This window comes from Sphingomonas sp. M6A6_1c, assembly GCF_053345135.1.
This window is the reverse complement of sequence record NZ_JBKEZO010000001.1, coordinates 39,321-50,667: the sequence shown is the minus strand read 5'-3', so window position 1 is coordinate 50,667 and position 11,347 is coordinate 39,321. Positions and strand designations below refer to the sequence as shown.

The following is an 11,347-nucleotide window of genomic DNA, read 5'->3' as shown; positions in this document are numbered from 1 at the left end:
TGGCACAAGGTCGGCTGATACCGGTCCATAGCACCTCTCCTCATCATCGCTCTTCCGGCGACAGCGAGAGGCTAACACAGGCCGATCCGGATGCAATAGGCGTCAGCGGCGCGAACGGGCCTCTTCCGCATCGAGCGCCGTGGACATCTTGCCGAACATCCCCGCAAGCACCTCGCGCTCCGCCGCGTCGAGCGCGCCGAAGACGCCGCGGATCAGCTCCTGACGCAGCGGCTCCGTCTCGCCGATCACGCGCCGCCCCTCGTCGGTGATCGACACCTGCTTGACGCGCCGGTCGCGCTCGTCGGGGGTACGCAGCACCAACCCGTCGCGCTCGAGCCCGTCGATCGCCTCGGTCACCGTCCGCGGTGCGTAATCGAAGAAGTCGGCGATATCAGCCGCCCGCGCCGGCCCGCGCTTGTTGAGGAACAGCAGCAGCTTGGTCCGCGCCAGCGACGCGCCCTGCTCCGCCATCCGCTGGTTCATCAACCGCTGCATACGCAGGAAGAGCCGGAACAGATCGGCGGCAAGGGGTTCGCAATCGGACATATGTGAGGACCCTCATTAAATGGTCTTGCACAATGCTGCAAGTGCGAGCATCACCGCGTCAAATTGAAGCAAGAAGATGAAGCTGATGGCTGAAAACGAGCAAAATCGGGATGATAGCGCCGAATCGCAGGGCGACTCGGATCGGGCGCCGGCCAAGCCTTCGCCGCTCAAGAACCCGCGGGTGCGCATCATCCTGCTGATCGTCATCGCCGCTGCGGTGATCGGCGGCGTGTTGTGGTACGTGCGCTACCAGAGCGTCGGCAAGTTCATGCAAGGGACCGACGACGCCTATATCCAGGCGGATGCGGTGACGATCTCGCCCAAGGTATCGGGCTATGTCGACAAGGTCTTCGTCGCCGACAACCAGCAGGTGAAGGCCGGCACCCCGCTCGTCCAGATCGACGCGCGCGATTACAACGCGCAGGCGGCGCAGGTGGAGGCGCAGATCGACGTCGCCCGCGCCAATGCCGACGGCGTGCGCGCGCAGATCCGCGAACAGCAGGCCGCTATCGACAAGGCGCGCTCGGATCTCGCCGCGGCGCGCAGCGATGCCGCCTTCGCGCATGCCGAGGTCGTCCGCTACCAGCCGCTCGCCGCCTCGGGTGCCGAGACGCGCGAGAAACTGTCGCAGCTCCAGAACCAGGCGCGTCAGGCCGATGCGCAGGTCGCCTCGGCACAGGCAACGCTGACCAGCGCGACCCGCCGCGTCGGCACATTGCATGCCCAGGTCCAACAAGCCAACGCGCAACGCGAGGCCAGCCGGGCGCAGCTCGCCGCGGCCAAGGTCAACGTCGGCGCGACGATCCTGCGCGCCAGCATCGATGGCCGGGTCGGCGACAAGACGGTGCGCATCGGCCAGTTCGCGCAGGCCGGCACCCGGCTGATGTCGATCGTTCCTGTGCAGCAGATCTACGTCGAGGCGAACTTCAAGGAAACGCAGCTCGGCCTGATGCGGGTCGGCCAGCCGGTCACGCTGGATGTCGACGCACTCCCCGGCGTGGAGATCCACGGCCGCGTCGAGAGCGTTTCTCCGGGCACCGGCGCGCAATTCTCGCTGCTGCCCCCGCAGAATGCCACCGGCAACTTCACCAAGATCGTCCAGCGCGTGCCGGTCCGCATCGCGCTCGACGCCGGACCGGAGACGCGCAAGCTGCTCGTGCCCGGCATGTCGGTGGACGTGACGGTCGACACCCGCTCCGCCAAGGGCAGCGTGCAGCGCATCCGCGACGAGCAGGACCAGCATAACGAGCGGCAGGCGCGATGAGCGCGGCTGCCGCCCGCACGGCCCCGGCCGGTCAGGCGCGGACCGGCACGCCCGAGCGCGCCGATCTCGCCGCCTGGCTGGCGGTGGCGGCGGGCAGCCTCGGCGCGCTGATGGCGACGCTCGACATCTCGATCGTCAATTCGGCGCTGCCGGTGATCCAGGGCGAGATCGGTGCGAGCGGTACCGAAGGCACGTGGATCGCCACCTCCTATCTCGTCGCCGAGATCATCATCATTCCGCTGTCCGCCTGGCTGGAGCGCGTGCTCGGCCTGCGCACCTTCCTGCTGATCGCCTCGATGCTGTTCACCGCCTTCTCGGTGGTCTGCGGCCTGTCGACGACGCTGACGATGATGATCATCGGTCGCGCCGGCCAGGGCATCACCGGCGGCGCGCTGATCCCGACCGCGATGACGATAATCGCGACGCGCCTCCCGCGCTCGCAACAGCCGATCGGCACCGCCTTGTTCGGCGTCACTGCGATCCTCGGGCCGGTGCTGGGCCCGTTGATCGGCGGTTATCTGACCGAGAATGTCAGCTGGCATTACGCCTTCTTCCTCAACGTGCCCGTCGGCGCGGTGCTGCTGGTGCTGCTGCTCGTCGGCTTGCCCCACCAGAAGCCGCATCTTCGCGAATTGCTGAAGGCCGACTGGCTCGGCATCGCCGGGCTGGCGCTCGGCCTCGGCGGGCTGACCGTCGTGCTCGAGGAAGGGCAGCGCGAGCAATGGTTCCAGTCCGCGCTCATCATCAAGTTGACCGCGCTGACCGTCTTCGGATTGGTGATGCTGTTCGCGGGTCAGTTCATCGCCGAAAAGCCGGTGGTCAAACTGCGCCTGCTGATCGACCGCCAATTCGGCAGCGTCGCGATCATGGGTCTGGTGCTCGGCATGGTGCTGTACGGCAGCAGCTATGTGATCCCGCAGTTCCTCGCGGCGATCGCCGACTATAACGCGCTGCAATCGGGCAAGGTGGTGCTGCTCAGCGGTATCCCCAGCCTGTTGATGATGCCGCTGGTGCCGTTGATGATCCGCCATCTCGATATCCGTATCGCGGTCGCCTCCGGCCTGCTGCTGATGGCGCTGAGCTGCCATCTCGACACGACGCTGACCGCCGAATCGGTCGGCAACGCCTTCACCGACTCGCAGTTGCTGCGCGGCGTCGGCACGATCCTCGGCTTCGTCTTCCTCAACCAGGCGGCGATCGCGTCGGTGCGGCCGGAGGAAGCCGGCGATGCGGCGGGCCTGTTCAGCGCGGCGCGCAACATCGGCGGCTCGTTCGCGCTCGCCGGCATCGCCACGCTGCAGGACCAGCGCAGCTATCTGCACAGCCGGCGGATCGACGAGGTGCTCAACGCCAATTCGGTCGCGTTGCAGGATTATCTCGCCGCCACCGGCCGGTCGCTCGGCGGTGCCGCCACCGCGATCCAGTCGCTCGGCGGCACCATCCAGCGCGAGGCGCTGGTGATGACCTATAACGACCTGTTCTGGCTCCTGTCGGTCGGCATCTGCTGCGTCGTGCCGCTCGTCCTGTTCCTCCGTCCGCTGCCGCAGGGCGGCCCCGTGGCGATGCATTGAGGCGATGATGCGAATTCTCCGTTCCCCTTTCCTGCTGCTGCTCCCTGCCCTGGCGCTCGGCGCATGTACGGTCGGCCCAAACTATGCCGGCCCGCCCAAGACGCTTGCTGATACCGCCGCACCGGCGGGTTTCAAACGCGGCGGTCCCCTCGCCTCGCCGGCCGCGCCGGGTGTCGCGGCGTGGTGGACGCAGTTGAACGATCCGCTGCTTACCCAGCTCGAAACGCAGGCCCTCGCCGCCAATCCCAATATCGCGGTCGCGACGGCGCGCCTGCGGCAGGCGCGCGCCTCGCTCCGGCTGGAGCGCGCCAATCAGGCGCCGAGCGCGAATGCCTCGTCGGCGTATCTGCATGCGCGCATCCCCGGCTTCGACTTCGGTAGCGCGTCCAGCAACAGCGACAATGGCGCCAGCGCGGTCGACGTCTACAACGTCGGGTTCGACGCGAGCTGGGAGGTCGATCTGTTCGGCGGCCGCCGCCGCTCGGTCGAGGCCGCCCGCGCGCAGGCCGAGGCGGCGGAGGCGAACGTCGCCGATGCGCAGGTCAGCCTCACCGCCGACGTCGCCCAGGCCTATGTCAATCTGCGCGACGTCCAGCGCCGCATTGCTTTGTCGCGCGAGGCGGCGCGCATGCAGCAGCAGATGCTCACGCTCACCCAGCAGCGTTTCGGTCAGGGTGCGGCCTCCGATCTCGACGTCGAGCGGCTGCGCGGTCAGGTTGAGGCGACCAACGGCCAGATCGTACCGCTTCAGGCCGATCTCGAAAGCTATCTCAACGCGCTGGCGGTATTGACCGGACAGGAGCCCGGGGCGCTCGATGCGCGACTGACCCCCGTCGCGGAAGTGCCGTTGCCGCCCGCCGCGGTCGCGGTCGGCGATCCCGCCGCCTTGCTCCAGCGCCGCCCCGACATCCGCGCCGCCGAGCGCCGATTGGCGCAGCGTACCGCGCAGATCGGCGTCGCCGATGCCGCGCGTTTTCCGCGGCTCAACATCCTCGGGCTGATCGGCCTCGGCGGGACCAGGCTCTCCGACATCAGCCCCGACAAGCTGGTCGGCCTCGCCGCGCCGATGCTGCAATGGAATTTCCTCGACTTCGGTCGCAACCGCGCGCGGATCAATCAGGCCGAGGGGCAGCGCGACGAGGCCGCGGCACAATATCGCGGCACCGTGCTCGGCGCGCTGAAGGATGCGGAGGATGCCCTCTCCCGCTTCGGCCATCGCCGCGAGACGGTCGCCAGCCTGTTGCGCAGCAAAGCGAGCGCCGATCGTGCCGCCGATCTGATGCAGCAACGCTTCCGCGCCGGCACCGCGACGTTGATCGACACGCTCGATGCCGAGCGGCAGCGGATGGCCGCCGAACAGAATCTGTCGGCGGGTACCGCAGGCCTGACCGGCGACTTCATCGCCTTGCAGAAAGCACTCGGGCTGGGCTGGGGCGCGGAGTCGCCGGAGGCTTGATCCGCTTTGCAATATATTGATCTTACGGCCGGATTCTGGAAGAGCACCGTATACGCGCCGGGATCGTCGCGCTGGGAAACAAGCCGATGAGCATCGTCGTACGGACCCTGTCCGATCAGGTTTTTGAAATCGTCCGCGAACGGATCGTCGATGGATCGATCCGCGCCGAAGCGCCGATCCGGCAGGATGCGCTCGCCGCGGAACTCGGGGTCAGCAAGATCCCGCTGCGCGAGGCGCTCGTCCGGCTCGAACATGAAGGGCTGATCCACAGCCAGGCGAACCGCGGCTATTCGGTGCGCGCGCTCTCCGCCGAGCAGGCCGACGAGATCTACGCGCTGCGCCTGGCGATCGAACCGCGCGCCGCAGCGATCGGCGCGGCCGAAGCCGACGGCGACGATCGCAGCCACGCGGCGACCTCGCTGGCGGCTCTCGAAGAGGCGCGCGGCGCTGCGCCGACCGAGATCGCGGTGCGCCACCGCCGCTTCCACGTCGCGCTCGTCCGGCCTGGCGACCGGATGCTGACAACGCAATTGATCGAGCGGCTGGCGATGCTCGCCGAACGCTATGTCATCGCGCATCTCGAACCGGCCGGCCGGTTCGCGCGCGCGGATCGCGAGCATCGCGACCTGCTCGCCGCCTGGCTCGACGGCGACGGCGATGCCGTCGAGCAGCTCATGATCCAGCATCTCGAGCTGACCCGTGCCGATCTGCAGGCAGAGCTGGACCATCTGCGCAAACGATAGGCGCGCCCCACGACGGCACGCGCACTTTCCACAATCGACGATGTCTTTGGCTGGAGATCCCGGCGGGATCGATCCGGCTCGCTCGTCTCGAGCGAATGAAATGGTCGGGGCGACAGGATTCGAACCTGCGACCCCCACACCCCCAGTGTGATGCGCTACCAGGCTGCGCTACGCCCCGACCGAGGGACCGTCGGCACATGGCCATCGATCCCGGAGCGGGGCCTGTAGGCGGGTCCGCCGGGGGATGCAAGCGCCCTTTATCGATGCTGCGCCGGGAAGAGCCGTTGCAGCGTCGCAACATTGCGCGCTGCCCTAACCGATGCTAGCGCGCGGATTATCTTGTGCGGAGGATTTCCCCCGCCGATCAGCCATGCACGGATACGATGTTGATCTCTCCAGCTTATGCCCAGACCGCCGGCAGCGCCGCTGAATCCGGCGGGTACGCCTCGCTCATCAGCTTCGCGCCGCTGCTCCTCATCTTCATCGTCTTCTACTTCCTGATGATCCGCCCGCAGCAGACGCGCATGAAGGCGTTGCAGCAGGCGGTCGCCGCGGTGAAGAAGGGCGACAGCGTCGTCACCGCCGGCGGCGTGATGGGCAAGGTCACCAAGGTCGAGGATGCGTTCGTCGAGGTCGAGATCGCGCCCAACACCCGCATCCGCGTGGTCAAGGCGACGCTCGCCGAGGTGACCGGCCTCAATACGAAGCCGGCGAACGACTGATGCTCGACTTTCCGCGCTGGAAAATAGTGTCGATCTGGGCAGTCCTCGCACTGCTCTGCGCGCTGTCGATCCCGACGTTCCTGCCCGAATCCGTCACCAAGGATTGGCCGTTCCAGTCCCGTATCAACAAGGGGCTCGATCTCGCCGGCGGCAGCTATCTGATGCTCGAGGCAGATACGCAGGATCTCGCGAACACGCGGATCGAGGCGATGCGCGAGCAGATCCAGGGCACGATGCGCAACGGCACGCCGCGGATCGACATCGGCGACGTCTCGACCCGCAACAACCAGATCAGCTTCATGCTGCGCGACCCCAGCCAGGTCGATGCCGCGCGCGAACGGCTGCTCGGCATCACCGGCGGCGGCGCCGGCATGACCGGCCAGCGCGAATGGGACATCCAGGTCGTCGATTCGAGCCGCTTCGTGCTGTCGCCGACGCAGGCCGGCCTGCAGCAGGCGATCAAGACGGCGATGGAAGACGCCACCGATGTGGTCCGCAAGCGCATCGACGCATTGGGCACGCGCGAACCGACCATCGTCCGCCAGGGCGACAATCGCATCCTCGTTCAGGTTCCGGGCCTGCAAAATCCGCAGGCGCTCAAGGACCTGCTCGGCAAGACTGCCAAGCTCGAATTCAAGCTGGTCGACCAGACGGTCACCAACCCCGCGGATCTCGTCAAGGGCATCGCGCCGATCGGCAGCCAGATCCTGCCCTATCCGAAGAACCCGTCGGGCGTGCCCTTCATCGCCGTCAAACGATCGGTGATGATCTCGGGCGATCAGCTCGCCGACGCACGCCAGGCGTTCGACCAGCAGACCAATCAGCCCAACGTCCAGATCACGTTCAACGCGGCGGGCGGCAACCGGTTCGCCCGCGTGACGCAGGCGAACGTTGGCAAGCCGTTCGCCATCATCGTCGACAATCAGGTCATCACCGCGCCGAATATCGAAACCGCGATCCTCGGCGGCTCGGCGGTCATCAACGGCGGGTTCACGGTCGACAGCGCCAACCAGCTCGCGATCGCGCTGCGCTCGGGCAAGCTGGCAATCAATCTCAAGGTCATCGAGGAATCGACCGTCGGTCCCGATCTCGGCGCGGACTCGGTGCGTTCCGGCATCCTCGCCTGCTCGGTCGCCGTCGCGCTCGTCGTCGCCTTTATGTTCCTGACCTATGGGCGGTTCGGCCTCTATGCGAACATCGCCGTCGTCATCAACGTGTTCGTCATCCTCGGCGTACTCGCGCTGCTCAAGGGCACGTTGACGCTGCCCGGCATCGCCGGGTTCGTGCTGACGATCGGTACCGCGGTCGACGCCAACGTGCTGATCAACGAGCGCATCCGCGAAGAGCGGCGGCGTGGTCGCTCGGTCGTCCAGGCGGTCGAGCTCGGCTACAAGGAAGCCAGCCGGACGATCTTCGAGGCCAATATGACGCATGCCATCTCGGGCGTCATCATGTTCGTGCTGGGCTCCGGCCCGGTCAAGGGCTTCGCGGTCGTGCTGCTGATCGGCATCTGCACCTCGGTCTTCACCGCCGTCACCTTCACGCGCATGCTCGTCGCGCAGTGGATTCGGCGCGAGAAGCCCAAGACGATCAACATCTGAGGCGAAAGGCCAAGACATGCGCCTCCTGAAAATCGTACCCGACAACACCAACATCGACTTCGTCCGCCTGCGCGGCCTGGCCTTTGGGCTGACGCTGTTGCTGAGCGTGATCGCGGTCGGGCTGACCGTCTACAAGGGCCTCAACTTTGGCGTCGACTTCGTCGGCGGTCTGATGATCGAGGAAAAGTTCGCCACCCCGCCCGATCAGAACAAGGTGCGCTCGGTGATCGACGGCCTGGGCGTCGGTGAAGCCGCATTGCAGCAGCAGGGCGGACCGCAGACGCTGGTGATCCGCCTCCCCGTGCAGAGCGGTGCGGACGAAGGCGCGACCAACGCCGTCGTGAAGAAGGTGGAAGGCGCGCTGGCACGCGCCTTCCCCGGGGCGACGTTCAGCCGCTATTCGACCGTGTCCGGCAAGGTGTCGGGCGAGTTGATCCGCAATGGCGTGCTCGCCGTCGTGCTCGCGGTGCTCGGTATCGGCCTGTTCGCGATCCTCCGCTTCGAATGGCAGTTCGGCGTCTCGACCATCGTCGCGATCGTCCACGATCTGCTGATGACGGTCGGCTTCTTCGCCTTGTCGCGGTTCGAATTCGACCTCAACATCATCGCCGCGGTGCTGACCATCATCGGCTATTCGATCAACGACAAGATCGTCATCGACGATCGCATCCGCGAAAACATGCGCCGCTATCGCAAGATGGACATGCGCGAGATCATCAACCTGTCGGTCAACGAAACGCTACCGCGGACGGTGATGACCTCGGTGACGATCCTGCTCGCGCTCATCGCGATGCTGCTGCTCGGCGGCCACGTGCTGCGCGGCTTCACCGCCGCGATGATCCTCGGCATCGTCGTCGGTACCTATTCGTCGATCTACGTGTCGTCGTCGCTGCTCATCACGCTCGGCCTGCGTGCCGAGCCGACCCCCAGCGACAAGCCGACCCGCGGCGTCGCCGACAATGCGGAGCGCGTCGCCCCGCGCGAGCGCTGAGTCGATGCGGATGCAGGCAGACGCCCAGACCGGCGGCCCGATCGTTCGCGGCTTCGTGGGTAGTGGGTTTCGGGTTGACGATGAGCATGTGATACGCGCTCTGCTGATGACGCATGAGACGGCGGTGGAGTGGACCCCGCCGGCGCTTTCGGTGCTCGGCGAGCATGCGTTGCAGCTGCTGATCGATGCCGAACCGGAGTTCATCCTGATCGGCACCGGTGCGACCTTGGTCCGGCCGCCCGTCGCGCTGGTCAGGGCGCTGGAGGATCGCGGGATCGGCGTCGAGGCGATGGACAGCCGGGCCGCCGCGCGCGCCTGGGGCGTGCTGCGCGGCGAGGGTCGCGTGATCGGGGCGGCGCTCTACCCCCTCGACGCCTGACGCGTCCGGATCGTCCGGCGCCGGCCGTGGCGAACCAGCCCGCGGAGATGATCGACCAATGCGGCGGTATTCGCCTCCCAGGTGAAGGCCAGGGCGGTGGTGCGCACCGCCTCGGGGTCCGGCGGGGTTGCGAGCAGATCGGCGATCGCCGCCGCGAAAGAAGCCGGATCGCGGTTCACGATGCGCCCGGCGGTGCGCGAGGCGACGACCTCGCGCGCACCACCGGCATCGGAGATGACGATCGGCGTCCCGCAGGCGAGCGCCTCCAGCCACGCATTGGCCAGCCCCTCCGACGCCGACGCGAGCGCCATCACGTCCGCCGCGGCGCAGATCGCCGGCAGATCGCCGTGCGGCACGTTGTCGAGCATGTGCAGACGATCCGCAAAACCCAATTCGTCGGCCAGTGCGACCAGCCGCGCGCGCTCCGGCCCCTCGCCCGCGATTGCCAACGAGACGCCTGGCAATGCCGCTACCGCGCGGAGCACCAGATCATGCCCCTTGCGCGGGATCAGCGCGCCGAGCGACAGCACGAGCGGCCCCGCCAGCCCCAATGCCGCCCGCGCCGCCGGGCGGTCCGCAACCGGCCGGAAGCGCGCCAGATCGACCCCGGTGTGATGCACGCGGATACGCTCCGCCGGCATGCCGAGCGTCGCCATGTCGGTCCGCATCGCGGCACTGACCGCGAGCAGGCCGTCGGCGCCGTGCGAGGCGGCGATGACCTGCGCCGCGGTCGAGCCGCTGGTGCCCCAATGATGGATATCGGCGCCGCGTGCCTTGATCGAGACGGGCACGCCGTAGCGTTCGCCCAGCGCCACCGCGGCGGGGCCATCCGGGAAGAAGAACGAGGCGTCGATCACGTCGAAGGCGAAATCGCTGCGGATGTCGTCCAGCAAGGGGATCAGTGCCCTCACCAGATGGTGCGCGTGCCAGCGCCCGCCGACGCCGGGGATCGAGGTGAACCGCGGCCGATGGACGTGCAGCCCGTGCCATATCTCATACAACGGCAGCGTCAGCTTGTCGGCGTGCTGGATCAGCGCCAGCGGTCCGGGCGGCAGCCCGATCGGCGCGACGACGCGAACCTCGACATCCTCGGCGGTCGCGAGGCCACGCGTCTGCCGTTCGACGAATATCCCGAAGTTCGGTCGGGTGGCGTCCGGGAACAGGGTCGAGAGCGTCAGTACGCGGAGCATGATCCGCGTACTAACCACTCGAAGTTAAAGCTTTCTCCCGACCCATCCGGTCAGATTCGCCGGGTGCCCGGATAGGCGAACAGCAGATCGGAGTCGGCGCTGGTGGTGATCGTCTCGCTACCGCTGACGGTGAGGCATTCGCCCGCCTTGAAGGCCGTGCCGGCGACCTCGCCCGATCCGCTGATCGGCACCAGCCAGCCCGTCTGTCCCTCGGCCAGGGCAACGTCATGCCGGCCGGCGGACCAGCGTTCGAGGACGAATTTCGGCCCCTCGACCAGGATCGTACGCCCCTCGCCGGCCGCACCGGGCGAGGTGATCGGCCGATAGGGGGTCAGGTGCGCCACCGCGACGCCGTCATCGAGGTGCAATTCGCGGTCGCTGCCGTAATCGTAGAGGCGATAGGTGGTCTCGCTGTTCTGCTGCACCTCGATCAGCGTCAGCCCACCGCCGATCGCGTGGATCGTGCCCGATGGCGCATAATAGAAATCGCCCGCCTTGACCGGCACCCAATCGAGATCGTCCTCGATCGAACCGTCCTGCGCGTCGGCGCGCAGCGCGTCGGCGGAGATCGGTGCCTTGGGGCCGAGCGCGATCGTCGAATCGGGCCGTGCGGCCAGGATCGTCCAGCATTCGTCCTTGCCGCGCGGCAGGCCGCGGGCATGCGCCTGCTCGTCGTCGGGATGGACCTGCACCGACAGTTTCTCGCCCGTGAACAGATATTTGATCAGCAGGTCGGGCGACGTATCGCCGGGTTCCTGGAACCAGATTTCGCCGATCGGATCACGGTCGGCGGGCGCATCCTCGAACCCGAAGCCCAGATCATGCCGGCCCCATGGCTTTTCGACGCGATGGGTGTGGAGCAGGGTAGCAGGCATGCGGGTCCT

11 protein-coding genes and 1 tRNA gene are annotated in these 11,347 nt (G+C 67.3%); 8 read left to right on the top strand and 4 right to left on the bottom strand.

The features are described from left to right. Positions 1–102: 102 nt before the first annotated feature. Positions 103–546: a MarR family winged helix-turn-helix transcriptional regulator gene (locus tag ACLBWH_RS00220; protein ID WP_322849328.1), complete on the bottom strand. Its 444-nt coding sequence runs from the start codon at positions 544–546 to the stop codon at positions 103–105. An 85-nt stretch (positions 547–631) separates the two neighbouring features. Here ACLBWH_RS00220 and ACLBWH_RS00215 point away from each other — a divergent pair, with 85 nt between their 5' ends. The 4 genes from ACLBWH_RS00215 (at position 632) to ACLBWH_RS00200 (ending at position 5,580) form a co-directional block, all read left to right on the top strand. Beyond that, positions 632–1,810 carry an HlyD family secretion protein gene (locus ACLBWH_RS00215; RefSeq protein WP_447795901.1) on the top strand — a complete coding sequence of 393 codons (1,179 nt, stop codon included), beginning with the start codon at positions 632–634 and terminating at the stop codon, positions 1,808–1,810. After that, the gene (locus ACLBWH_RS00210) at positions 1,807–3,381 is read left to right on the top strand and encodes an MDR family MFS transporter (RefSeq protein WP_447795899.1); all 1,575 of its coding nucleotides are present in this window, start codon (positions 1,807–1,809) and stop codon (positions 3,379–3,381) included. The genes ACLBWH_RS00215 and ACLBWH_RS00210 overlap by 4 nt, the downstream gene beginning before the upstream one ends. 4 nt (positions 3,382–3,385) lie before the next feature. Further along, complete coding sequence (locus ACLBWH_RS00205; RefSeq protein ID WP_447795897.1) at positions 3,386–4,837, top strand: efflux transporter outer membrane subunit; 1,452 nt, start codon at positions 3,386–3,388, stop codon at positions 4,835–4,837. A gap of 86 nt (positions 4,838–4,923) precedes the next feature. Next, positions 4,924–5,580, top strand: a complete 657-nt coding sequence (locus ACLBWH_RS00200) for a GntR family transcriptional regulator (RefSeq protein ID WP_322849332.1) — start codon at positions 4,924–4,926, stop codon at positions 5,578–5,580. Between the two features lie 101 nt (positions 5,581–5,681). On the opposite strand, the gene ACLBWH_RS00195 is transcribed toward ACLBWH_RS00200, so the two are convergent. Continuing rightward, positions 5,682–5,758: transfer RNA gene (locus ACLBWH_RS00195), tRNA-Pro, on the bottom strand. 205 nt (positions 5,759–5,963) lie between these two features. Between ACLBWH_RS00195 and yajC the strand changes: the two genes are divergently transcribed. From yajC to ACLBWH_RS00175, 4 genes are read left to right on the top strand one after another with little or no spacing between them, the layout of a single operon-like run. After that, the gene (yajC, locus tag ACLBWH_RS00190) at positions 5,964–6,302 is read left to right on the top strand and encodes a preprotein translocase subunit YajC (protein ID WP_447795895.1); all 339 of its coding nucleotides are present in this window, start codon (positions 5,964–5,966) and stop codon (positions 6,300–6,302) included. Next, positions 6,302–7,903: a protein translocase subunit SecD gene (gene secD, locus ACLBWH_RS00185; RefSeq protein ID WP_447795893.1), complete on the top strand. Its 1,602-nt coding sequence runs from the start codon at positions 6,302–6,304 to the stop codon at positions 7,901–7,903. The genes yajC and secD overlap by 1 nt, the downstream gene beginning before the upstream one ends. A 16-nt stretch (positions 7,904–7,919) precedes the next feature. Further along, positions 7,920–8,894 (top strand): protein translocase subunit SecF, encoded by a 975-nt coding sequence (gene secF / locus ACLBWH_RS00180; protein ID WP_447795891.1) that lies wholly within the window; start codon positions 7,920–7,922, stop codon positions 8,892–8,894. 10 nt (positions 8,895–8,904) lie between these two features. After that, a complete protein-coding gene (locus ACLBWH_RS00175; protein WP_447795889.1) occupies positions 8,905–9,273 on the top strand; it encodes an MTH938/NDUFAF3 family protein in 369 nt (122 codons plus the stop codon). Here ACLBWH_RS00175 and ACLBWH_RS00170 read toward each other — a convergent pair. Further along, a complete protein-coding gene (locus tag ACLBWH_RS00170; protein ID WP_447795888.1) occupies positions 9,255–10,463 on the bottom strand; it encodes a glycosyltransferase in 1,209 nt (402 codons plus the stop codon). The two genes, ACLBWH_RS00175 and ACLBWH_RS00170, sit on opposite strands and share 19 nt — an antisense overlap. 50 nt (positions 10,464–10,513) lie before the next feature. Continuing rightward, entirely contained in the window at positions 10,514–11,338 is an 825-nt protein-coding gene (locus ACLBWH_RS00165) for a phosphoheptose isomerase (RefSeq protein ID WP_447795886.1), read from the bottom strand. Between the last annotated feature and the right edge of the window lie 9 nt (positions 11,339–11,347).